Consider the following 24,759-nt stretch of genomic DNA (forward strand, 5'->3'; position numbering starts at 1 on the left):
TTTTTCAGGAGCCTTCAACATTTCCGCGTGGTTCCATGAGCGATATCGTCAATCTCAGACAGTTCAAAAAGCAGAAAGCCCGCGCTGAAAAAGAAAAGCAGGCTGACCAGAACCGTATTCAATTCGGTCGTACGAAGACCGAAAAAGCTTTCGCTCGCGCGGAGACGACAAAAGCGGAACGTTTTCTGGATCAGAACCGTCTGGAAAAAAACGATAAGCCGGACGAGACAAAGTGACCCCGTCAGGACGTTTACGCAAACATTCCGTCAGTATTCGCGGGCACGCAACCAGCTATACGCTTGAAGACCCGTTTTTCGAACTGGTTGAGGAAATTGCGGCCACACGGGAGCTTTCCGTGGCGGCTCTGATCGCAGAAGTCGACAGCAAGCGTGACCGATCAATCAATCTGTCTTCCGCACTTAGACTTCATGTTCTGGATTGGCTCAAATCCAGAATAACTCAAGGCTGAGGTACAGGCACCACAGGCGTCGTTTCCAGACTTTTCAGGAATTCGTTGAGGGATTGACCACCTTCCGGCGATGCCAGAGGATCTTTCGATCCACCTGCCGGTCCGCCTTGCGGCTTCTCAGCCTCAAGCCGTTGAGCTTCCGCGGCGGTTTTCCGAGCCGCTTCGCGCGCACTGGCTTCGGCACGGCGTCTCACCTCGTCCTCACGCTGCGAACGATCACGTTCCACTTCATCTGCTTCGAACAGCCCAAGCTGACGACGAAGGCGCTGCTTCTCCATCAAACTCGCCTGCATGGATTCAACACGTTCCTGTTCGCGTTCAAGCGCACGCTGGGTCAGGAACTGAACAAGCGGCTGCTTGTCGAATGACACCTCCGGCGCGCTATAACTACCGCCGAGAGAAAAGGCCACCTGCGGAGAAATACCTGTATCGGCGCCATCCCCGTTCTGGAACGTCAAAGTACCGTTTCCGCCAATTCCCAGTGTCGACAGATCGAATTGCAGATCACTGAGAAGAGCCGCATTTCCATCGCTCAGATTTGCCGCAGCCATACGTGCGACACCGCCGCTGATCGTAAAGTCAAACCGCGCGTTGCCTGGCGCAAATGTGCCCTGCCCGGTTGCCTTGTCGGCAATGCCGACAAATTGCTTGGAAGCAAGCTTGTCGGAACCGGAGAACTGATCGCCCGTTGCATCGGCCGCCGCTATCATTGCAGGCAATGCCGCGCCATCCAGACCGTCGACGGTGAAATTCTCCACGTCAAAACTTGCCGCTCCCGCCAGCGATCCGACCAGCGCCGCAACGCTCTCGCCGCTACCATTCAGATTGACGGCAGCTTTCACCACACCGCCCAGCGGTGCAGAGCCGTTCTCTAGCTGGTAAAAATCCTTGAGCTTTGCGCCACTCCATTTGAGCTCTGTCAAGAGGAGTGCATTCTTGTCGCTATTGCTCAGAGAAACGTTTCCAACCAGATATCCACCTGCCCAGTTGCCGGTCAATTCGTTCAACTGAAGACTATCCATGGTCTTCAGAAGCCGTGTTGAAAACTCCGTAGCGGTCCCGAACCCTTCCATATGAGCTTGCGCCACGTTGAGCTTCATATCCAGCAATAACGGCAGGGACGGACGGACCGCGAATGCACCACGCGGCCAGATTGTCTTCGTGGTGGGCTTTGCCGGCTCAAATGCATCCTGCCCAAGCATGATAGCAGCAAGACTATCAACCTCGAGCGTCGCGAGCTTTGCCTCACCCTTCAACTGCGGCAGGCCGCTATCGGCAAAATTGGCCTCCAGCCGCGCGGAAACATCTTCTCCATCCAGCTTTCCTGTCAGATTGGGAAACCGCAAGATACCCTTTGCGAACTGAAAATCGCTGGCAAGGTCTGCTGAAAGACCTTCACCAAATCCGGGCAGCGCGAAACCGACCGTTGCGATGAATGGTTGCAGATCGGCGGACTTCAACTGGGCCTTGCCGCTGGCAGCGATATCCCCTCCGACCAGCGAAATCACACCATCAGTTGTGGCCGTCCCGTCTGGTGCCGTGAGCTTGAGCAATGTCCGCATGCCTGCACTCGGCGCACCCTGCATGCTCAGGTCGGCGGTAAGTTCACCAGCAAGCCCAAGCGGCAAGGCAGGCAAGCCGATCAATGCGAGTACCGCCTCGCCTTGCTCTGATGTTGCCGTGCCGTTCAATTGCATCTGCAACGGCTCGCCCTCACCCTCGCCACCGCTCGCCGTGCCCGACAGGTCCAGCTTCATGCCGCCTGTTTTCCCGGTAACACTGAACGAAAACTCCCCGACACCGGGAGCACTTTTGGTGTTTGCCTCAGCAGGCCGGGCACTCTTACCCTTGGATGCCGCGCCTTTAGCAGGTGTCTTGTTCGCCACAGGCACGGACGGCGCCACCGCATTGGCGATGACATTGATCTCGCTATCCTCGAACAGCCCAGGGAAATTCGCCGCACGCAACGAAAGCGCATGAAACAGCGGTAGCTGGGGATAGCGGTTGGCCATCAGCGAGAGGAAACGCGAAAGATCTCCAGACAGTATCGTCGCATCGAGCGAGCCGGAAGGCGTATTGGAGAAGGGTTCGTAGGTGCCTGTTGCAGTAAGCGTCGTGCCCGCTACATCGCCAACCAGCAGCCGGTCGAAATCGAAGCGCCCGTCATGCAGCCGGAGCGCCATGTCGACATTGGCCGCTTCCATGTCCTGATAGCGGACAGGCCCTGCTTTGAATGCCAGGTTCAGCGATTGGCCATCGAGAAAACCCAGCCCGTCACCACTGGAAAAAAAGGCTGTAAAAGCTTGCAGCGCTTCGCTGTCCACCGCTCCGCCATTGAAGGTCAGCACAATTGAAGGCTGTGCCAACCCTTTCACTTCGCGAACAAACGAGCCTTTGAGTGTGGTTTTTCCCAACGCAATTTCGAAATTATCGATCCGCTGCATTCCGTCGCGAAGATCGACCTGTCCTGAAAAACCCGCGCCTTCGAGTTTGCGCACAGAATCGTCAACTGTCTCGTTCAGCCAGCTTGCGAGACCGGACGGCTGACGCGACGCAACAAGCATATCACCCTTAAAGCCAAAATCCTTGCCAACCGAGAGCGTGCCCTTGGCTTCCACCTTGGTTCGCCCCGGAAGATCAGCAGCGAACTGACGAATATTCCAGTTCTTTCCGTCAGGCTCCGCGCTCACTGTGACTGAGCGTATCGTTGTACCACCTGCAATGACGGCAGGCAGACGCAAATCCACATTGCCGGGTATAGTCGGAATGGGCAGTTGTTCGAGAACACGACGCGCTATCGCAATACGATCCGCAACCGGCATTGCAGAACTGGATTGTTCTTCGCTGGCGGCTTCATTCGGCCCCCAGAAAAGTTGCTGTCCGTCGGCGCTGACCTCGAAACGCGGCTTGGCGCCATAATCGATGAATGCCTTGCCATTCACCACATAAGGATTGTCGGCAGGCCCCTGCTCCATCCGGAATTCGCTGGCATCGAAGTGACTGCGATCCGCCTTGAATTTACCGGTTACGCGCACGCCACTGAAAAAAGGCGTTTCCGTCGGCGTTTTCTGATCCTTAGCCGTCTTGGCAACCATATCGGAAGAGCGGAGCGAAAAATCACCGGCATAATCGAGTCGACCTTCGGTCACGGTCACATCACCATCGGTCTCGAAAGTAGCTGGGATTGCCTCCGGCGAAATGCGAGCGCGTACGCGCAGCGAACCGTCCGGCTTCGCCTCGCCGCTTGTAAGGTCGATCGCCAGCTTTTCGCCCTGAAGAACGAGACTTCCGTTTGCCTGCCACGGACCTGCAAGACTGTTTGCGGAGATCACGGCATTGAGTCCGGTAGCTGTGTGACTGCGACCGCTTGCCTCTTCGCGAAGGGTAATTGTTCCGTCACTGACGGAAAGCCGTTCCAGCTTGATTTTCGTCGGATCGAGCGGCGTCGACGGGCGGATTGCCCAATCGACCTTACCGCTTTTGTCCAGGGAAATCGTGGCTCGCGGGCGATCCACGCGCATATCGAAAATCAGAAGTTGGCCGCGCAGAAACGGCATCAGTTCGGCATCCATCGAAAACGTATCGACGGTCATCACCGGATGAGCAGCATCGGTCCCGACGCGCACATCGGAGAAAGCGACAGAAGGAAACGGCAAAAGCCGTGCGCTGACGTCACCAGCGACCTTAACAGGGCGCCCCAAAACACGGCTGGCCTCGCGCTCGAAATCGGCACGATAGCCGCTCCAGTCAACAAAAGGCGGCACGACAAGTGCTGCCGTCAACAGCAGCACGAGAAGCCCGCCGACGATGACGAATATGCGGCCCAAGAACCAGCTCCGGTCAAACAGATTGCAAGTTAGCGCGAAACAAAGAGTGAATCACGCTGTCTTTATCTGCGCAACATAACGGCATCGATCCGGCGACAACAAGGCAAATTGCATCACAGCCATATCGATATGCACGCCTGCCTGAATCAAACTCTTGGCAAACCCGTCCAAACGGCTGATTTGAATCAGGAAATCAGTATTTTGCCCGGATTCATGATGTTGTCTGGATCGAGCGCTTTCTTGATGGCCCGCATGTAGTCCGTGGCTTCACCCAGCTCCATGGCCAGATACTTCATCTTGCCCTGCCCGATGCCATGTTCGCCGGTGCAGGTTCCTTCCATGGCAATGGCACGTTTTGCCAATCGGTCCATGAATGCTTCGGCACGCTCCATTTCGCTCACATCATCCGTGTCCAGAAGCAGGAGAAGATGGAAATTACCATCCCCCACATGCCCGACAATTGGTGCTATCAGGCCTGTTTCGGCAAGGTCTTTTTCCGTCTCGCCGATGCAATCGGCCAGACGCGAAATCGGTACGCAGACATCGGTGGAAACACCCTTGCAACCGGGCCTCAGCAAAAAAGATGCAAGATAGGCGTCGTGACGCGCCCGCCATAGCCGGTCGCGTTCCTCGGCATCGTGGGTCCACTGGAAATTGCCCCCACCATTGCCTGCAGCAATTTCTCCAAACAATTCCGCCTGTTCGGCAACGCCGCTTTCCGTGCCGTGGAACTCGACAAACAGATAGGGCTGTGCCTCATAAGGCAGTTTGGAATGGAGGATCAGCGCCTGCATCTGAAGCGTGTTTACAAGCTCGATACGTGCAACGGGGATACCCATCTGGATGGTTTCAATCACCGTGCGGCAAGCCGAATCCACATCCGGGAAAGGACAGATACCGCCGGAGATCGCCTGCGGTATCCCCTGTAGTTTCAATGTCAGTTCGGTGATGATGCCAAGTGTTCCCTCGGCTCCGACAAGCAGCCTCGTGAGATCGTAACCCGCAGCCGTCTTCTTCACGCGCTTGGAAGTCTCGATCAACCGCCCATCGGGCATCACGGCTTTCAGCGCCAGCACATTCTCGCGCATGGTCCCATAACGCACTGCATTCGTACCGGACGCACGGGTGGAAGCCATGCCGCCCAGCGTGGCATTGGCACCCGGATCAATCGGAAAGAACAGTCCCGTATCGCGCAGATATTCATTCAGTTCCCGGCGCGTAATGCCCGGTTCCACCACGCAATCCAGATCTTCCGCGTGCACCGCAATCACCCTGTTCATGCGCGTGAGGTCAAGAGAGACACCACCAGCGGGCGCATTCACCTGCCCTTCGAGCGACGAACCGGCGCCGAAGGCGATAACCGGAACGCGATGTTCGGCGCAGATACGCACAACATCCTGCACCTCCTGCGCAGTCTCCGCAAAGATGACGATGTCCGGCGCCTGTGTCGGTACATAGGTCGTCGTGTGACCGTGCTGCTCGCGGATAGCCTGACCGGTCTGCGCACGCTCACCGAAACGCTGCTTGAGAATACCCACTGCTGCTGCAATACCGTTCTCATTGCGTGCAAGCGCGACAACATTTTCAAGCGACATCGTTCATTCTCCGAAATTCATAGTCAAACGGCAGGCAACGCCAATGCGACCGGGTCTTGTCCAAGATGCTCGGCAACGGCGCGGATCACCAGATTATGGTCCTCGCGCTGCGGCAGCCCCGATACGATTACTGCGCCGATTACGCCTGCCCCTGCAACGCGGATCGGAAATCCGCCGCCCGCCAGCGCGTAATCTTCGACATTCAATGCTTTATGGAGAGCAAACATGCGATCGTCGCGATTCTGTTCCAGAACAAGACGATAGGTCGAAGCATGAAAGCGGCGCACGACATTGAACTTGCGGCGCAACCATTCCTGATTGTCCACTGTGCTTCCGGCGGTCGTCGCATAAAACAATTGCCGGTCCCACAGGGAAATTTCGGTGGCAATGCCGAGCTTTTCCTTCACGGCGATATCGCGAATGCGATGACCAAGCGCGAATGCTTCATTCTCGTCAAATGACGGAAAAATAAGCGCCTGTTCCTGCCGGATGATCTGCGCAATCGCCTGCTTGCTGTCGTCGCCCTGTGCCATTCTCTGCATTTCCCCGATGAGCCGCACGAAATCTGTGCGTTCCTTGTGCGCCTTCGATCACGTGATTGCAATAAGGGTTGTCCGCCATCAAACTTGATTGATCGGATGCAATCCACTAGTGGAGCCTTATGGTTCAGAACCCCAATATAGATGTGCCCCTGAAAGGCGATCAAATACCGGATTTTGTCGAAACCGCCGTGTTCAAGCGCGACGTGTTCTCGGAAACCCATGCCGGTTATTTCGTAGGCGATCCCGATACCCGTATCATCCGTCGTGTCGTAAGCGCTGCTCCCTGGTGGTCGAAGCCGCTGGCATGGATATTGGCCCGGCGCGAAATCCGTGGCCTCAAGACTGTACGCGGCATTGAAGGTGTCCCGCAGCTCCTCGCCGTCGATAAGGACGGGCTGTATCGATCCTGGACGGAAGGCACACCGCTGCATCTTGCGCGCCCGTCCGATCCGAAATGGTATCGCACCGCGCACCGCATCCTGCGCGATATGCGCCGTCTTGGCGTTACCCACAACGACCTCGCCAAACCGCAAAACTGGCTGATGACGCCTGAAGGTGAAGCTGCAGTCATCGATTTCCAGCTTGCAAGCGTGCATCGTCGTCGTGGCGCGCTCTATCGCCTGATGGCCTATGAGGATTTTCGCCACCTCATCAAGCAGAAGCGTGCTTTCGCAAAGGACATGATGACACCAACGGAAAAGCGCATTCTGGCGCGCCGTTCGCTGCCGTCGCGCATCTGGCTGGCGACAGGCAAGAAAGTCTACAACTTCATCACGCGCGGCATTTTCAGCTGGTCGGACGGCGAAGGCACCGGTGACCGGATCGACAATGAAGGTCCTGCAATTCAGGCGGCCCTCAAATCTGATCCGCGTGTCTCGGATGTAGCTCTCGCGCTTTATTCGCTGCCAGCCAAGGGCGTCGGCATCTATGCTTTCGTGGAGACTCTCAACGCCGACGAAAAAAGCCTGCGCGCGCGCTTGAAAGGCCAGAAGGTTGAACTGATCCAGCCGGTTGCCCATCTGCCCCGGCGCGCTGACGGGACCATCCGGGACGACATTCTGCGGCTGATCGCGATGAACCAGATGACGGAACTCGATGATCTGTTGCAGCGCGAACCGGAACTGCGCGGACTTGTGGAAGCACTGGCCTCGCATCGCCTGAACTTTACGGATCGTCGCGTCACTCAATTAGAGTAGTCGAATATTTTAACCCTTTCGCTGGTCTTTCAGCCACGAATCATTACATTCGGGTCAAATGTCTGACTTTCCCGACGATATGCCGTTTTTCGGCGATGACGACGCTCCGGCAGGCCGCACGCCTGCTCCCGGTGGCATTGCCGCACGTGCCATGGCAGCACGCAACCAGCAGCGTGGCGAGCCTGATTACCTGAAAGGGTTGAACCCCGAGCAACGTCAGGCAGTCCTGACGACGGAAGGTCCTGTTCTGGTGCTTGCCGGTGCGGGCACGGGAAAAACGCGCGTTCTGACAACGCGTATTGCACATATTCTGACCACCGGCCTTGCCTATCCAAGCCAGATTCTCGCCGTGACTTTCACGAACAAGGCCGCGCGCGAAATGAAGGAGCGTATCGGTCATCTGGTCGGAGGCGCAGTCGAAGGCATGCCGTGGCTCGGCACGTTCCACTCGATCGGTGTCAAGCTTTTGCGTCGCCATGCGGAGCTTGCAAATCTGACATCGGATTTCACGATCCTCGACACCGACGACGTGATCCGGCTTATCAAGCAGCTCATTCAGGCTGAAGGGCTTGATGACAAGCGCTGGCCTGCCCGCACCTTCGCCAACATGATCGATGGCTGGAAGAACAAGGGATTCGGGCCATCCGATATTCCGGAAGGCGATGCGCGCTCATTCGGCAATGGTCGCGGACGCGAGCTTTATCAGGCCTATCAGGAGCGCCTGCGCACATTGAATGCCTGCGATTTCGGCGATCTTCTGCTGCATCCGATCCGTATCTTCCGCAATCATCCGGATATCCTGCGCGAATATCACGCGAAGTTCCGCTACATTCTGGTGGACGAATATCAGGATACGAATACGGCGCAATATTTGTGGCTGCGTCTGTTGGCGCAGCGACCAAAATCACGAACGACAGCACCAACGCAGGACGGAGGCTCGCCGGTACAGCCCGCCAAGGCATCCGAAGCCTCCCGCAGGACCGATGAGCGCAGCGAATTCGGCGTGAGCGGAGATAAAGTCAATCTGTGTTGCGTCGGCGACGACGATCAGTCGATTTACGGCTGGCGCGGAGCAGAAGTGGACAATATTCTTCGCTTCGAAAAGGATTTTCCGGGCGCAGTCGTCATCAAGCTTGAGCGCAATTACCGCTCCACAGCGCATATCCTCGGTGCAGCCGCCCACCTGATCGCACATAACGAGGGTCGCCTAGGCAAAACGCTGTTTACCGAAGCACCCAATCCGGACGATCCACGGGTCAAAGTTCATGCGGCCTGGGACTCGGAAGAGGAAGCCCGTGCTGTCGGCGAAGCCATTGAGCAGGCCCAGCGTCAGGGGCATCTCCTCAACAACATGGCGATCCTCGTCCGCGCTTCTTTCCAGATGCGTGAATTCGAAGACCGTTTTGTCACGCTCGGCCTTAATTACCGCGTCATCGGCGGCCCACGCTTCTACGAGCGGCTCGAAATCCGTGATGCGATGGCATATCTGCGTGTCGTTGCACAACCGGCCGACGATCTGGCGCTGGAACGCATCATCAACACGCCTAAGCGTGGTCTGGGCGAAGCCGCGATCCGCCAGATCCATGACTATGCACGTGCACGCGATATTTCGATGTTTTCCGCGGCCTGCGATCTCATTGAAACCGAGGAATTGAAGCCGAAGCCACGCTCCGCACTGCGCGAAGTGGTCGAGAATTTCCTGCGCTGGCAGTCCCTGATCGACAACACGCCGCATACCGAACTGGCCGAAACCATCCTTGATGAATCCGGCTATACGGCCATGTGGCAGAATGACAAATCGGCAGAAGCACCAGGCCGGCTTGAAAACCTCAAGGAACTGATCCGTTCCATGGAGGAATATGAAAGCTTGCGCGGTTTCCTTGAGCATGTCGCACTCGTGATGGACGCCGAGCAGAATGAGGATCTGGATGCCGTCAACATCATGACGCTGCATTCGGCCAAAGGTCTGGAATTTGAAACCGTCTTTCTTCCCGGCTGGGAAGAAGGCTTGTTTCCGCACCAGCGCGCGCTTGATGAAGGCGGGCGTTCCGGCCTTGAGGAAGAGCGCCGCCTCGCCTATGTCGGCGTGACCCGCGCCAAGAAAAACCTGCATATCTGGTTCGTTTCCAACCGACGCATCCACGGCATGTGGCAATCGACCATTCCTTCCCGTTTTCTGGAAGAACTACCGGAAGCGCATGTGGAAGTGGCCGAACTGGAAGGCAATTACGGCGGTTATGGCGGAGGCTATGGACAGTCCCGCTTCGACAAGGCTGATCCATTCCAGAATTCCTATTCGACACCCGGCTGGCAGCGCGCGCAGCAGAATCGCTCCGATGCCACCCGTAACAACTGGGGTTCTCGTTCGGGCAGCAAAGTGGAACGCATCGGCTATGGCGAGACCGATTCCGGTTTTGGAGCTGGTCGTGGCTCCATCAAGGGACGCACGATTGACGGTGAACTGGTGGCTAAGTCAGTGGCCGACAAGCCATCGGCCTTCAAGGCGGGCGACCGCGTGTTCCATATCAAGTTCGGCAACGGAACGATTTCGCTTATTGACGGCAACAAGCTGACCATCGATTTCGACAAGGCCGGACAGAAGCGCGTTCTCGATAGTTTCGTCCAGCCGATCTAGTTTCCATCACAGATGAAGGATCAGGGCAGCCGGATTATTCCGGCTTGCCCTTTGCCCATGTGACGTCACCCTTGTAAAGCGGCACGGTTGAAAGCGACGTTTTCGCTGAACCGTCCTGAACCTGTGTCGCATGGGCGAGATAGAGCAGAGTATTGTTTGTCTTGTCGTATATGCGCGTGATGACAAGCTTCTTCCAGATCAAGCTTGTACGCTCGGAGAACACCCGTTCCCCGCCCTTACCGAGATCGATATCTGCGATAGTGATCGGCCCTGTCTGCTCGCAAGAGATGGACGCATTGGACGGGTCCTCAAACCAGTTGCCTTTCTGCAGCCGGTCGATCATGCCGCGCGAAAACGACGCCAGATGACAGGTTACGCCCTGCACTTTCGGGTCCTGTACCGCATCGATGACGATATCGTTTCCAAGCCAGTCGACGCCAACCTTGCCAACTTCTTCAGCCGGAGCGGCCGAAGCCGCAACGACCAACATGGGAGCAAGCAACAACCCGGCAAAACGCTTCAGTCCGACCATATCTTCCAGCCTCCAGAACTGTTGTGATGCCAAGGTGGGTAAACAATTGCGGCTTTGCAAGAGCCGGAATTCAGCCGCTCCACTTTTCCAGAAACGCCTCGATTTCGAGCGTCTGGATGTCTGGAACCGCTTCATAGAGCTTTTCCACCGACCAGTTCCACCATTCGAGTTCGAGCAGTCGGTCTATGACAGCATTATCGAAGCGTTTGCGGATGAAACGAGCGGGAACACCGCCGACCACATGATAGGGTGGCAAATTCTTCGTCACGACCGCATTCGCGCCAATCACGGCACCGTGGCCAATCTGAACGCCCGGTGTGATGACCGCGCCGTGGCCGATCCATACATCGTTACCGATGATCACGCGCTGCTCCTGACGGCTTGCCCGGAACTCGCCATCAACGCCCAGATAACGAAAATATTCATTCGGTCGATAACTGACTTTATGAGTCGTGAGCCGCTCCATCGGGTGTTCGAGAGCATTGATGCGAACATTCGCAGCAATTGAACAAAACTTGCCGATCTCGGCATAGATTCCCTCGCCGTTCCGCTCGAAATAAGTGAAGTCGCCGACCGTGACTTCACGAAGAATCACACGCTCGCCAATATCGGCATACCGTCCCAGCTTGACGGATTTCAGCTGAGCCGTCGAATGAATGCGGGGTTCGCTGTTCTGGAAACGGAGATCATCTGACGACATCATTGCAAACTCACCTCAAGCTTCCCTGCAGCGCAGTCAGCTCTGGAACGAACTGCTTAAGCCGCTTCCTGCGAACTATCTTGCTCGCCGGAAAGATAATCCTTGATAACATTCGGCAGAACATCGTCAAACTTCGCAATGAGGGCCTGGTGAATTTGGGCTCGAAAAGCGGGCTCGAAACGCTCAAAACCCTGCACGCAGCCGAAGGGCGCTGAACCGGCCTCGATCGCCTCAAGTTCTTCCGCCCAATGTTTTTCCTGGACAAAATCCAGATAAGCCAGTTCTCTCGCCGGACGAACAGAAGCTTTGTGCCGCAAAATCTCCAGATGATTGGCGAGAGCAACCGTATTGAACTGTTCGATATCGCGATATCGAAAACCGACCTGCCGATTCAGAACATCGGGACGTTCGGTGAAAAAAGCCGCCAGCGTGCTGCGCCGCAACGGATGTGGGTGATGATGGATCGACATGAATCGATCCTTCATGCCAGCAGTGACAGCGCCTTTCCATTGCGCCATGCGGAATTTCGGAAACGTATATTCATACCGCGATATCTTGCCAAGCAAATGGCGCAGCTTGTACTTCCAGCGTGTGTTTTCAGGTCGCACCCAATCGCCATGAAGAACAGGGCGCTCGTTCTCATAAAGATCGGATACTGTCAGCGGAGCATTCACGAAGAAATCGTCGTTGGAATAAATAAAATGCTCCGACAGCCCGGGTATCCGCCACATCGCACCTTCAATAGCGCGGGCGTTGAACGAAGGGCGAGCAGCCGGCAAACCATCAAAAATATCATCATGTGATACGATCTGGATAAAAGAAGCATCACATTTGCCCTCATGCTTGAATGCATCGAGGAAACGGGGCTTCTGATGATCGGTGATGATGAAAATGCGCTTGATGAACGGGGCGAATTTGATGACGGAAGCGATGTTATAATAAATCTCGCCATTATCGAGATAACGTTCGTTTGTAACGGCTTCGAAATGCGTGCGATCAGAATTTGGCGCGAACCTTTTTCTGGCAGCCATATGCGCGGGATCCTGCCCGTCAACCCAAGCGATTACGTAATCGACTTCCAATATTGCTCTCACAAGAAATTGCAATTTTATGACCGAAATATATCAGTTCAATCATTCTTGCAAAAAGAAAGAACGAAGAAGCTGTTCAACTTTGGTCACGCGGATGAGACAGGAGCCAAACTGTGCGAAGAGCCATTATCCACCGCGCGACAAATAGTCAAAAGTTTCAGAAATTATTGAAAATTGAGCAAATGGCCGTACATTACCGCCATGCTCTTCATGATGCAGGATGCGGCTATATCGACCGTTCTGCAGCGCATAAAGAAAAGATAGATTGTTGATCAGCGCATCAAGGCGCGTACGGAAATTCAAGGCTGACTGGACATGAAAAAATTCCTGCCCATCTTCATCATCGCCTTCATCGTCGTTATCGTCGGCGCTGCGGGTCTCAATCTTTTCCGAGACAAGGAAGCGGCTAAAGAACCCTTCGGCGGTCCGCTTAACCTTGTGACCATGGATGGCACGCCTTTCACCGAGAATGACCTGCGCGCTGCGCCAGCAGCAATCTTTTTCGGCTTCACCCATTGCCCGGACGTCTGCCCCACCACGCTCTATGAGCTTGATGGCTGGCTGAAGCAGCTTGGGCCAGAAGCCAGTGACATCAAGGCTTATTTCATCACCGTTGATCCGGAACGCGACACACAGCAAGTCATGAAGACCTATGTCGGTAACGTTTCCGACCGCATCATTGGCATCACCGGTACACCACAGAATATTGCTGATATGGTCAAATCCTACCACGTCTATGCCAAGAAGGTTCCGGGCGAAGACGGCGAATATACGATGGATCATACAGCATCGGTATTTCTGCTCGACAAAGGCGGTCGCTTCCGCAGCACAATCGCCTATCAGGAAAACCCGGATACGGCTCTGGAAAAGTTGAAGAATCTGGCCAAAGGCGCTGCAAAGAGCTAAATAGAATCTACGAAGCATTTCCATCGGAAATGCGTCAGAGCCTGAATCAAAAAGCGGCATGTGTGTGCGAAAATGGTGATTTTCGAGTACCGGAGCGCAATGTACTTCTGAGCATGGTCCCGAAAAGTTGCAGACTTTACGGATAAGACTATGCACCAGAGAAAGCTACATGAGCACCGGAACGCAGAAAAATTGCCATTTGCAGCCATACAGGTCGGCTTTTGGTACAGACTCTCAAAGATAGAGAGCTTTATTACTTCATGGCCCAGTCACGACTTTTCTTTTCGGCGGATAAGGCAGAAGCCGAGCGCGTCTACAACATTCTCGAACAGGCTTTCGAGGAAGACGGCTTCCCCATCGCTATCACCGAAATCGATGAAGACCGGCAGATTTTCGAGGTGTCGGTTTATGTCGAGGACGATGCCGAAGATGTCGCCAAGCGGATCGATGCGTTGGTGGGTGCGGACATTTTCTCCGTTGAAGAACTGCCCGACATCGACTGGGTCACGCATTCGCTGGAAGGTCTGAAGCCTGTCAGAGCCGGGCATTTCTTTGTCCATGGCTCGCACGATCGCGACAAGATCGAAGCAGGCGACATCCCCATTGAAATCGATGCTGGTCTTGCCTTCGGCACCGGCCATCACGGAACGACGGCAGGATGCCTTGAACTGATCGAGGAAACTGTCAACGGCGAACATCCGACCAATGCGCTCGACCTTGGCACCGGCAGCGCTGTTCTTGCCATCGCCATAGCCAAGCTCGCTCCCATTCCTGTACTGGCTACCGATATCGATCCTGTCGCTGTCACCGTCGCCGCAGAAAATGCCGCCAAGAACGGTGTGGCAGAACATATCGTTACGGCAACGGCGGAAGGCTTCGGCCACCCGATCTTCCGTTCCTATTCGCCATTCGACCTGATCGTCGCCAACATTCTTGCCAATCCGCTTATCGAGCTGGCACCTTCCCTCAAGGAGCATCTGGCATCCGGCGGTTCCATCGTTCTTTCCGGAATACTTGACAGTCAACACGATGCAGTGCTTGCTGCCTATCAGGCACAGGGACTCGCCCACCAAAAGACGCTGCATCGCGAAGGCTGGGTAGCAATTCATCTGAAATAACAGGCCGTTTGAACCACGGCGTATTCCTGTTTTGAGCGAGTTAAACCTATGGCTTTTCAGAGTTTCGACGTCACCACAAATCCGGCCAATGGCGGCCCACGCGTTGCGAAGCTGCGCGCGAAAATGGCCGAACTTGGCCTTGACGGATTTCTGGTTCCTCGCGCAGACGAGCATCAGGGTGAATATGTTCCGCCCCATGCGCAGCGCCTTGCCTGGCTGACCGGCTTCACCGGATCGGCCGGTGCCGCGCTCGTCCTCAAGAATAGCGCCTATATCTTCGTCGATGGGCGTTATGAACTGCAGGTCCGCGCCCAGACGGACCCCAAGGTCTTCTCCTATGAAAGCCTCGTTACAAATCCGCCGGCTTCCTGGCTGGCAGAAAACGGCAAGGGCCTGCATATCGGCTTCGATCCTTGGCTCCATACCATTTCCGAAGCCCGCAATTTACGTGAAGCACTGGAGGCTCAGGGCGGTCAGCTGGTCCCGGTCGAAACCAATCTTGTCGACGCCGTATGGGACGATCAGCCTGAAGTGCCAACGGCAGAGGTCACAATTCAGCCGGCCCGTTTCGCAGGACATGAAGCGGAAGACAAGATCAAGGAAATACAGGCAGCCGTTACCGCAAGCGGCGCCAGCGCAACTGTCCTGACTGACCCGTCATCAGTCGCATGGGTGTTTAATATCCGCGGCAAGGACGTATCCAACACGCCGCTTCCGCTAAGCTTTGCCATCATTCCTGCGAAGGGTGAGCCAGAGCTTTTCATCGATGAACGCAAACTTGCCATTGAACCGCGCGCCTATCTGACCCAGCTCGCCAAGCTCTCGGCACCGAGCGATCTGGAAGGGCATCTCAGTGCTCTCGCGGCCAAGGCAGAAGCTATTCTTCTAGACCCGACTCTTGCGGCTGAGCAGCTCCGCCTCGTTGTCACCAGCGCAGGCGGCAGTGTGATCGAAGGCAAAGACCCTGCCCGTATTCCACGCGCAATCAAGAACAAGGCTGAACTTGATGGCTCACGCGCCGCCCATGAGCGCGACGGTGTGGCTATGGTCAATTTCCTCTCATGGGTCGACGGCCAGAAGCCCGGCACAATCGATGAAATCAGCGCAGCGCAGAAGCTGGAAGAATCGCGTGCCGATGCCGGGCGCGACTTCCAAATGCCGCTGGAAGACATATCCTTCGACACGATCTCCGGTGCGGGGCCGAACGGCGCAATCATCCATTATCGCGTCAATACCGACACCAACAGAACGCTTGAAGATGGCGAGCTATATCTGGTCGATTCCGGCGCACAATATCGCGACGGAACTACCGATATCACCCGCACCGTCCCCATCGGCAAGGTAACGCCAGATACGATCAAGGCATTCACGCTCGTGTTGAAAGGTGTGATTGCGATCACGACGGCTCGCTTCCCGAAAGGCACACGCGGGCAGGATATCGACGTTCTGGCGCGCATCGCATTATGGAAGCATGGTTTCGACTATGCGCACGGAACCGGCCACGGCGTCGGCTCCTACCTGTCAGTGCACGAAGGCCCACAGAGCATTTCGAAAAAGGGCGCGCAGGAACTGCTGCCAGGCATGATCCTTTCCAATGAACCGGGCTATTACAAACCCGGTTCATTCGGCATCCGCATCGAAAACCTCATCATCGTCACCGAACCGGAAGTGCCGGAAGGTGGCGACATTCCGATGATGGGCTTCGAGACACTGACATTCTGCCCTATCGACCGGCGCCTGATCGACAAGTCGCTTTTCACGCAGGAAGAAATCGACTGGCTGAACAGCTACCATGCCAGCGTGCGCGAGAAGCTGTCAGGCCACCTCAAGGACGCTGAACGCAAATGGCTTGAAGCGGCAACCGCGCCGCTTTGATAATGCATTCACACCGTGAAATGGCGTAGCGCGATCAAAAGCGCTACGCCTGCAAAGAACATGGTCATCATGCTGAGCCGCAACGAAAGCACTATACAGACCGCAAGTACCAGCAGTTCCCGCCAGCCGTGATCCGAAGCAGGTGCCGCCACAATAGCCGTCAGAACGGCTGCAGGCACGGCGTTGAGCGCCGCTTCCACCCGGTAATGCACACGGCTGAAGCGTGACAGGACCAGATGCCCGCCAATACGGGTGAGATAGGTGCAGAGCGCGCCTACGAGAATGATCCAAATCGTGGTGGACATTTACGCCTCCCCTTCGCGTGGCTTGGCAATAATCGCCGCAAGAACAATGCCGCCAAGTGCGCCCAGCGAAACATGCCACGGAGATCCCACGAACTTGTAGGCCGCCACGGCTGAAATCGCACTGACGATGACGACCGGTAGCCAGTTCTGCCGATGACGAAAGCTCATCACCATGCCGAGGAAATAGATCGGCAGCAGAAAGTCGATGCCGAAGGCATAGGGGTTTGTAATCAGATTGCCGAACAGTCCGCCGATCAGTGCTTCAAGCACCCAGGTGACATAGAATGTAAGCCCGAGTGCCATATACCAGACGAAAGTGACCGGTTTGCCAGCCTCCGCCCGTTGCTCGACCTCCGCATACTGGATATCGACCAGTACGAAAAAGGCCAGCGCCTTCTGCCATGGCTTGAAATGACGAATACGGCGTCCAGTACTCGCCGAATAAAGCACGTGCCGAAAATTAACCGCGAAAATCGACATGACGATCATCCACGGCGCTATGTTCTGGCCGAAAAGATCAAGCCCGACCATCTGGCTGGCCCCGGCATAGATGATGGAGCTCATGAACACCGCTTCCGCGAGCGACAATCCGTTATCGACAGCAAGCGCACCGAACAGCAAGCCAAAGGGCGCTCCGGCAACGACAAGCGGAAGTCCGCGCCGGACACCGTCAATAATATCGGCGCGCGCTGAAGCCCGTACGGGCCGAAAAGTCTGATCCACGAATATTCACTCCTCCGAATGAAGAGTAGTTAGGAAATTCTGGGGCCTGTTGGAATATGATTTCCCAAAAAATCATACTATTAAACAGGAATGCCGCATTTGCGCATCACTCATAAATCCAGCTGATGCATTCATGAACGATCATGATTGTTGCGGAACTGTCTTTTCGATTTTGTGCATCCAGTCCACAAGCGGGCGAGCCCGTTCGGTGAAGTCGACAAGACGATCTGCCAGATCAGCGCGGGTAATCGTTTCAGGGTCGATTTCTATCCGCACCGAGAAATGCCGATTGCGAATTGCTTCCAGCAAATCATCATCGGTCACGGCCTCAAAACCACGCGGCGTGCGCTTCAGCCGGTCGTAGTCGCTGATTTTCAAACCGTTTTTCTTGAGTTTCGCGACCATGGCGCGGAATTCTTCCGGCTTCTCGGCAATGGCCGTGCGTATAGCCAGAAGCAGTTCCTTCTTTGGCCCCCACCAAGCCACACAGGCGTAGCAGTCGCGGACACCCGGCAGGCCGATGCAGACATAGAAGCAGCCGCTCTCGTCCCATTTTGTACCCGATTGCGACAGCAGCGCAGACAGGTGACGGTTATAGGGGGCCTTGTCCTTGGAAAACCGCGTATCCCGTTTGATGCGGAACTGCGATTTCACCCGATCGCCCTTGAACGGCAGACCGGCTTTTTCAAAACGACCCGTTAATTCCTCGACAAGATCTCCAAGAGGTTCCTTCAGCTGCTGCTCGAAAAGATCCTTGTTCTCTACGAACCATTCGCGATTCTGGTGAAAATCCAGAGCTTTCAGAAACGGGATCGCTTTTTCACCAAAACCGCTGAACGGGGCCATTATTCTTCTCCGACCAGTGTAAACCAGGCGTCTTCATCGATGACTTCGATGCCCAACTCGGATGCCTTGGCGAGTTTGGAACCAGCGCCCGGTCCGGCCACCACAAGATCGGTCTTTTTCGAAACCGATCCGGCTGTCTTTGCTCCATAGCGTTCGGCCATGGCTTTCGCCTCATCGCGCGACATACGTTCCAGACTGCCGGTAAATACCACCGTCTTGCCTTCGACCGGCGAACCGGTCGATACGAGTGCAACTTCGTCTACAGGAGTCACTCCTGCTTTGAACAAGTTGTCCAATACTTCGCGATTATGCGGCTCCGCATAAAAATCCACGACAGCTTCAGCAACGATGGAACCGATGCCCTCAACGGCAATCAGTTCCTGCCAGGCTTCATTGCCCTTGTCGGTGCGGTCACCCTCTTTTGGCGGAACTGCTTCCAGAGCAGCTTCTTCAAAGGCAGCATAAGACAGATAGGCGCGCGCAAAGCGCTTGGCATTCACCTCACCAACATGACGGATACCAAGGCCGAACAGAAAGCGATGCAGGGCAATCTCGCGCCGATCATTGATCGCATCATAAAGCTTCTTCACGGAAGTCGCGCCGAAACCTTCAATGTTCTCCAGTTTCTTGAGAGGCGATTCAGCCTGTCGCTGTTGCAGCGTGAAGATATCCGCAGGCGATTTGATCTTCAGTTTGTCATCTTCGGCATGGAAGAAGAATTCGACCTGCTTTTCGCCAAGGCCTTCAATATCGAACGCATTGCGCGATACGAAATGACGAATGCGCTCGACCGCCTGCGCAGCACAGGTCAGGCCGCCGGTGCAGCGATAGACCGCCTCGCCCTCTTCACGCACGGCATGGCTGCCACAGACCGGGCATTCATGCGGGAAATGGAACGGCGAGGCATCGGCCGGGCGCTTTTCCAGTACAACATCGACAATCTGCGGGATCACATCACCTGCGCGCTGCACGATAACCGTATCGCCGACGCGAATATCATGCTCATCAGCACGAATACGCTCACCCTTGAGGCCGATACCCTTGATATAGTCCTCGTTGTGCAGCGTCGCATTGGTCACGACCACGCCACCGACAGTGATCGGCTCCAGCCGCGCCACTGGCGTCAGCGCGCCGGTGCGCCCGACCTGAATGTCGATGCCGCGCAAGATCGTCAGCGCCTGTTCTGCCGGAAACTTGTGCGCAATCGCCCATCGCGGGCTGCGGGAACGGAAACCGAGCCGTGTCTGCAGATCGAGCCGATCAACCTTATAGACGACGCCATCAATGTCATAATCGAGTTCGGCGCGCTCAAGGCCAATAGCACGGTAATGCGCAAGCAATTCATCTGCACCGTGAAGCCGCTTCGTCAGCGGATTGACCGGGAAACCCCATTCGCGAAAAACCTCAACCATACCCATCTGCGTATCGGCAGGCATGTCCGACATCTCACCCCAGGCATAGGCAAAGAATTTCAGTTTGCGGCTCGCCGTCACCTTGGCATCGAGCTGGCGCAGGGAACCTGCTGCCGTGTTGCGCGGGTTCACATAAGTCTGCTTGCCTTCAGCGGCCATCTGTTCGTTGAGCGCGAGGAAGTCACTTTTGGCCATATAGACCTCACCGCGTACTTCAACGACGGAAGGCGCTCCAGCCGGAAGCCGGTTCGGAATTTCAGCAATGGTGCGGATATTCGTCGTGACATTCTCGCCGGTTGTGCCGTCACCGCGCGTCGCGCCGCTAATCAGAATTCCATTCTCGTAACGGATCGACATGGAAAGCCCATCGATCTTCGGTTCAGCGGTAAATGCAATGGAATTATCCGGCAGCGGCCCCAGGAAGCGATAGACACTGCCCACGAAATCGCGGACGTCATCGTCTGAAAACGCATTGCCGAGCGAAAGCATCGGGCGTGCATGAACAACCTGCGCAAATTTGGAAACAGGTGCTGTACCAACACGCAAGGACGGGCTGTCTGTCCGCACCAGATGCGGGAAGCGCGCTTCAATCGCATCGTTACGCCGCTTTAGCGCATCATACTCGGCATCCGAAATCTCTGGCCGGTCATTGGCATGATAAAGCTCATCGTGATGCGCAATTTCAAGCGCCAGCCGTTCCAGTTCTGAAGCGGCTTCAGGTTCAGTCAGTTTTTCGACGGGAGTATCGGTCATAAGCGGAGCAAAACCTGCTGATTCAATTTTGCTCAACATAGCCAAGAAATGGCATCGCGCCTACACCGACCCGACATTACGAACATGCATATCCCCTGACAGCGTCATGTCAGGAGACGAGCGCACTATCTCTTTGTTTGTACGCATTATCCGACGCATCGAAGCGGAATCAGAAATCAGTCCAGTGGACTGATTTCCCCGCGTAGACGCTTCGCACTTTTGCTGGAAATGCTCAATTCTCGGCCAGCAGGCGTTCTGCTGCTGCGCGCGCTTCGTCGGTAATGCTGGCACCGGCCAGCATGCGGGCAATCTCTTCCTGCCGCTCATCCACCCCGATGGAACGGATCGAGGTAGACATACGGTCTTCATTGGTCGCAGACTTGGCAATCAGGAAATGCGTGGAAGCACGCGCCGCCACCTGCGGCGCATGTGTGACCGAAAGCACCTGCACGCGCCCGGAAAGCCGTGCAAGGCGCTGCCCGATGGCATCTGCCACCGCACCGCCCACGCCGGTATCAATTTCATCGAATACGAGCGTCGGAGCAGAACCGCGATCCGCAAGCGCCACCTTCAGTGCCAACAGGAAACGTGAAAGCTCACCACCCGAAGCGACCTTCATCATCGGCCCGGCCCGCGTGCCCGGATTGGTGCGCACCCAGTATTCAACCGTATCGATGCCTTCCGCCGCCCGCGCTTGCGCATCAGTTGACATTTCAACGATGAATTCAGCACGCTCAAGCTTCAGTGCAGGCAGTTCAGCCATTACGGCAGCCTTCAGATGCTCCGCCGTCTCCTTGCGCAAACCGGAAAGCTTAGCCGCCGCAGTGTCATAGGCCGCCCGCATTTCGCTCGCCTGACCTTCAAGCTGGATCAGCTTTTCCGCTCCAGCGTCCAGGTCGGCGAGATCAGCATCCATCTTGTCGCGCAGCGCAGGCAATCCCTCCACCGCGACAGAATATTTGCGTGCGGCAGCGCGCAAAGCAAAAAGCCGTTCCTCGACCTGTTCCAGCACGCGCGGATCGAAATCGATCTCGCGCATGGCATGATCTATGCCGTCCTGCGCAAGAGCCAGACTGTTAAGCGCCTCATCGATTGCCCTGCAAACCGGCTCCAGCAGATGCGGTGCTTCCGGAATCTTGCGCTCCAGACGGCGCACAAGGCTCGCCAGCGTCGGTACAGGTGATCCCTGCCCCGAGAGCAACTCGCCAGCTTCGTTCACGTCACCGGCGATCTTTTCGGATTTCATCATGATCGCACGGCGCTCGGCGAGTTCTTCTTCCTCGCCGGGTTGCGGATCGAGCTTGGTCAGTTCTTCAACCGAAGAGCGCAGGTAATCGCCTTCACGCTCGGCCTGCTCGACGCGGGCACGATGCTTGGCAAGTGCTGTTTCCGCATCGCGCCAAGCCTTGTGACGCTCGCGAACCACTGCGGCCTCTGGCTCGAGACCGCCAAAAGCATCCAGCAATGTACGGTGAAGATCGGTATCGATCAGCGCGCGGTCGTCATGCTGGCCATGGATTTCCACCAGCCTGCGTCCGAGATCACGAAGGAGCGCGACGCTCGCCGCCTGATCGTTGATGAAGACACGCGTGCGACCATCGCCCATCTGCAGGCGGCGCAGAATGATGTCGCCATCATCGTCAAAACCGTTATCGCGCAGAAAAACCCGGGCAGAATGTGCGCCCGGCACATCGAACACTGCAGTCACCTGCCCTTGATCGGCACCATGACGCACCAACGAGGCGTCGCCACGCGCGCCAAGCGCCAGAGAAAGCGAATCAAGCAAAATAGACTTGCCCGCCCCGGTTTCACCGGTAAGTACGGACAAGCCTGTCTTGAACTCGATGTCGAGCCTTTCAATCAGAACAATATCGCGGATCGACAGGTGCGACAGCATGTGAGAATCAGCTTATGAGCCGCCGCCGGTGATGAGCGACGAAGCCTTGGCCAGCCACGAATTACCGTTTTCGCGTGGCTCAAGACCACCGCTCTGCAGAAGCTTGTAGCTGTCCTTGTACCACGGGCTGTCCGGATAGTTCTTGCCGAGAACCGAAGCGGCCATCTGGGCTTCCGACGTCAAGCCAAGCGCATAGTAGGCTTCGACGAGACGAGCCAGTGCTTCTTCCACCTGACGGGTATTGGAATATTCCTCCACAACGCCGCGGAAGCGCTTGATAGAGGCAAGGTATTCCTTGCGTTCCAGATAATAGCGGCCAACCTGCATTTCCTTGCCAGCGAGCTGGTCGCGGGCGAAACGGATCTTGGCCTTGGCATCATCCGTATATTCGGAATCCGGGAAACGATCGACCACTTCCTGCATCGCAGCGATTGCGCGACGGCTTGCAGCCTGATCGCGGGTCACGTCCGGAATCTGGCGGAAGTAGGAAAGACCGATGATGTAATAGGCATAGGCCGATTCAGGCGAAGTCGGGTAAAGCGTGTTGTAACGCTTCGCCATCGAGATCGCTTCTTCGTAATTGCCCTTGCGGTAGTTGGTGAAGGCAGCCATCACGAGCGACTTGCGTGCCCATTCCGTGTAGGGATGCTGGCGATCGACGGCGGCGAACTTCTTCGCAGCTTCATCAAGGCGACCTGCGTCCAGATTGGCGAGACCTTCATTGTAGGTTTTGTCGGCAGGATCAATCGTCTCGACATACTTGGTGAGATCGATGTCGTCGTCCTTGCTGGCACAACCGGCGAGCGGGATAAGAACGGCGATAGCGCCAGTCAGCAGCGCGGTTTTCGTCACACCCTTGAATTTGAAACTCGTCATGCGGTCTCCGGCCTTCTGACAGCGTCATTCCTGTTTGGAGTTGCGTGCTTCTAGCACTGCACGGCAGCTCCATCCATACAAATCATTCAGCTTCAGCGAATGTACGAACATAGCTGACGCTGTTTTGGCCGTCCATAAACCACATGCAGGCGAAATCGGCAATCGTCTAGTGGTCTGAATCCGCCGGACGGCGTATCGAAACGCGTAACCAGTGTGAATTGTCCCCGGTATTGGCTACCCGTATGGGTAGTTGCTCCCCGATCAATCCACCGTAGAACGGCGCACCGACTCAATTGTGAGGTGAACCGGCGAACACGGCTCAATTAAGGCCATGCGCCGATACATACTATTTCTTGGCTAAATTTAGAGCGCCCATGGAGCCGCTATATTCGGCTTCACAGCAACGAAATCCGATGCTCTCGAGTTCTGGCGAACACCCGAAGCCTCGACGATATCGAACGCCGTCTTGTCCGACAGCAGCGCCTTCACCGTTTCCGCATTCAGCCTGTGACCACTGCGGTAGGACCGGAAACAGCCAATGAACGGCAGACCGGCAAGTGCCAGATCGCCGACGGCATCGAGCGTCTTGTGACGAACGAATTCGTCCTTGAAACGCAGCCCGCCCGGATTGATGACAGAATTGTCGTCACCAATGACAAGCGAATTGTCGAGCGACGAGCCAAGCGCATGGCCGGAGGCCCAAAGACGTTCCACATCCTTCATGAAACCGAACGTCCGCGCGGTGGAAAGCTCCTTGCGGAAAGTCGCTTCGTCCACGTCGTCTGCAAATTTCTGCCGACCGATCAGCGGGCATTCGAAGTCGATCTCGACTTCAAACCGCGTACCGGCGAAGGGGCGGAATTCACCCCAGGAACCGCCAGCTTCGACGCGAACCGTTTTCAGAATACGGATAAAGCGGCGCTTCGCTTCCTGCGTGACGATACCTGCCTCATCGAAAGCTTCGATGAAACGAGCAGAAGTGCCGTCGAGAATGGGAACTTCAGGACCATCAATTTCAACGACAAGGTTATCAATGCCCAGCGCAGCGACCGCCGCCATCAGGTGCTCGACTGTGTCAATCTTGGATTCTTTCGGTCCGAGCGACGTGCAGAGGTCTGTTGCGCCAATCTGTGAGACATGGGCGCGCACTTCCGGCGCCTTTCCCTTCAGATCTGAACGCTGGAATACGATTCCCGTATCGGCATCGGCCGGGAAAAACGTCGCCGAAGCTGGAGCTCCGCCATGAACGCCGACGCCCGAAAGCGTAACCGCACGACCAATTGTCTTTTGATAAGCGCTCAAGAGAGTTCCAATCTGCTGAATAAAATGAATACAGGCCGTTTAAACGGAATTTCAACACAGCCCATTTCGCAATTCTTTGCGTCTATATGGATAGATATAGCTAAAATTGCGACAGGAAATACAGAGGGTTCACAAACTCGTGCTGCCCGAACCATACCC

Annotated in this window: 20 protein-coding genes; 7 read left to right on the plus strand and 13 right to left on the minus strand. The window is 55.9% G+C overall.

Features of this window, described 5'->3' with window-relative positions:
- Positions 1-35 precede the first annotated feature (35 nt).
- Complete coding sequence (locus CES86_RS05945) at positions 36-236, plus strand: DUF4169 family protein (RefSeq protein WP_094513896.1); 201 nt, start codon at positions 36-38, stop codon at positions 234-236.
- Positions 233-469, plus strand: a complete 237-nt coding sequence (locus CES86_RS05950) for a ribbon-helix-helix domain-containing protein (RefSeq protein WP_094513898.1) — start codon at positions 233-235, stop codon at positions 467-469. Before CES86_RS05945 ends, CES86_RS05950 begins: the two co-directional genes overlap by 4 nt.
- Here the strand turns inward: CES86_RS05950 and CES86_RS05955 are convergent.
- The 3 genes from CES86_RS05955 to CES86_RS05965 all read right to left on the minus strand — a co-directional run bounded on the left by CES86_RS05955 (position 460) and on the right by CES86_RS05965 (position 6,424).
- Positions 460-4,296 (minus strand): AsmA family protein, encoded by a 3,837-nt coding sequence (locus CES86_RS05955; protein ID WP_094513900.1) that lies wholly within the window; start codon positions 4,294-4,296, stop codon positions 460-462. The genes CES86_RS05950 and CES86_RS05955 overlap by 10 nt on opposite strands.
- Positions 4,297-4,481: 185 nt before the next feature.
- On the minus strand, positions 4,482-5,891 hold the full coding sequence (locus tag CES86_RS05960) for an FAD-binding oxidoreductase (protein WP_094513902.1): 1,410 nt from the start codon (positions 5,889-5,891) through the stop codon (positions 4,482-4,484).
- A gap of 23 nt (positions 5,892-5,914) precedes the next feature.
- Complete coding sequence (locus CES86_RS05965) at positions 5,915-6,424, minus strand: heme-degrading domain-containing protein (protein ID WP_012091768.1); 510 nt, start codon at positions 6,422-6,424, stop codon at positions 5,915-5,917.
- Positions 6,425-6,552: 128 nt separating this feature from the next.
- On the opposite strand from CES86_RS05965, the gene CES86_RS05970 reads away from it, so the two are divergent.
- Complete coding sequence (locus CES86_RS05970) at positions 6,553-7,629, plus strand: serine/threonine protein kinase (protein ID WP_012091767.1); 1,077 nt, start codon at positions 6,553-6,555, stop codon at positions 7,627-7,629.
- Positions 7,630-7,687: 58 nt separating this feature from the next.
- The gene (locus CES86_RS05975; RefSeq protein ID WP_094513904.1) at positions 7,688-10,264 is read left to right on the plus strand and encodes an ATP-dependent helicase; all 2,577 of its coding nucleotides are present in this window, start codon (positions 7,688-7,690) and stop codon (positions 10,262-10,264) included.
- Between the two features lie 34 nt (positions 10,265-10,298).
- Here the strand turns inward: CES86_RS05975 and CES86_RS05980 are convergent, their stop codons facing one another.
- The 3 genes from CES86_RS05980 to CES86_RS05990 form a co-directional block, all read right to left on the minus strand.
- A complete protein-coding gene (locus CES86_RS05980; RefSeq protein WP_010659748.1) occupies positions 10,299-10,796 on the minus strand; it encodes a CreA family protein in 498 nt (165 codons plus the stop codon).
- 70 nt (positions 10,797-10,866) lie between these two features.
- On the minus strand, positions 10,867-11,499 hold the full coding sequence (locus tag CES86_RS05985; RefSeq protein WP_012091765.1) for a DapH/DapD/GlmU-related protein: 633 nt from the start codon (positions 11,497-11,499) through the stop codon (positions 10,867-10,869).
- 53 nt (positions 11,500-11,552) lie between these two features.
- Positions 11,553-12,527: a hypothetical protein gene (locus CES86_RS05990; RefSeq protein ID WP_012091764.1), complete on the minus strand. Its 975-nt coding sequence runs from the start codon at positions 12,525-12,527 to the stop codon at positions 11,553-11,555.
- Between the two features lie 375 nt (positions 12,528-12,902).
- Between CES86_RS05990 and CES86_RS05995 the strand changes: the two genes are divergently transcribed.
- The 3 genes from CES86_RS05995 (at position 12,903) to CES86_RS06005 (ending at position 16,486) form a co-directional block, all read left to right on the plus strand.
- The gene (locus tag CES86_RS05995; RefSeq protein ID WP_094513905.1) at positions 12,903-13,493 is read left to right on the plus strand and encodes an SCO family protein; all 591 of its coding nucleotides are present in this window, start codon (positions 12,903-12,905) and stop codon (positions 13,491-13,493) included.
- A 260-nt stretch (positions 13,494-13,753) separates the two neighbouring features.
- Positions 13,754-14,611, plus strand: coding sequence for a 50S ribosomal protein L11 methyltransferase (locus tag CES86_RS06000; RefSeq protein ID WP_094513907.1), 858 nt, complete (start codon positions 13,754-13,756; stop codon positions 14,609-14,611).
- Between the two features lie 48 nt (positions 14,612-14,659).
- Positions 14,660-16,486, plus strand: a complete 1,827-nt coding sequence (locus tag CES86_RS06005; protein ID WP_094513909.1) for an aminopeptidase P family protein — start codon at positions 14,660-14,662, stop codon at positions 16,484-16,486.
- Between the two features lie 8 nt (positions 16,487-16,494).
- Here the strand turns inward: CES86_RS06005 and CES86_RS06010 are convergent, their stop codons facing one another.
- From CES86_RS06010 to lpxC, 7 genes are all read right to left on the minus strand, one after another.
- A complete protein-coding gene (locus CES86_RS06010; RefSeq protein WP_012091761.1) occupies positions 16,495-16,791 on the minus strand; it encodes an AzlD family protein in 297 nt (98 codons plus the stop codon).
- Positions 16,792-17,514 (minus strand): AzlC family ABC transporter permease, encoded by a 723-nt coding sequence (locus CES86_RS06015; protein ID WP_094513911.1) that lies wholly within the window; start codon positions 17,512-17,514, stop codon positions 16,792-16,794. It lies immediately after the preceding gene.
- Between the two features lie 141 nt (positions 17,515-17,655).
- The gene (locus CES86_RS06020) at positions 17,656-18,360 is read right to left on the minus strand and encodes a DUF2461 domain-containing protein (RefSeq protein WP_094513913.1); all 705 of its coding nucleotides are present in this window, start codon (positions 18,358-18,360) and stop codon (positions 17,656-17,658) included.
- Positions 18,360-20,525 carry an NAD-dependent DNA ligase LigA gene (gene ligA, locus CES86_RS06025; protein WP_094513936.1) on the minus strand — a complete coding sequence of 722 codons (2,166 nt, stop codon included), beginning with the start codon at positions 20,523-20,525 and terminating at the stop codon, positions 18,360-18,362. Before ligA ends, CES86_RS06020 begins: the two co-directional genes overlap by 1 nt.
- A 232-nt stretch (positions 20,526-20,757) precedes the next feature.
- On the minus strand, positions 20,758-22,422 hold the full coding sequence (gene recN / locus CES86_RS06030) for a DNA repair protein RecN (RefSeq protein WP_094513915.1): 1,665 nt from the start codon (positions 22,420-22,422) through the stop codon (positions 20,758-20,760).
- A 12-nt stretch (positions 22,423-22,434) separates the two neighbouring features.
- On the minus strand, positions 22,435-23,298 hold the full coding sequence (locus tag CES86_RS06035; RefSeq protein WP_010659737.1) for an outer membrane protein assembly factor BamD: 864 nt from the start codon (positions 23,296-23,298) through the stop codon (positions 22,435-22,437).
- A gap of 363 nt (positions 23,299-23,661) precedes the next feature.
- Complete coding sequence (gene lpxC / locus CES86_RS06045) at positions 23,662-24,600, minus strand: UDP-3-O-acyl-N-acetylglucosamine deacetylase (RefSeq protein ID WP_012091755.1); 939 nt, start codon at positions 24,598-24,600, stop codon at positions 23,662-23,664.
- Between the last annotated feature and the right edge of the window lie 159 nt (positions 24,601-24,759).

Source organism: Brucella lupini (genome assembly GCF_002252535.1).
GTDB lineage: Bacteria > Pseudomonadota > Alphaproteobacteria > Rhizobiales > Rhizobiaceae > Brucella > Brucella anthropi.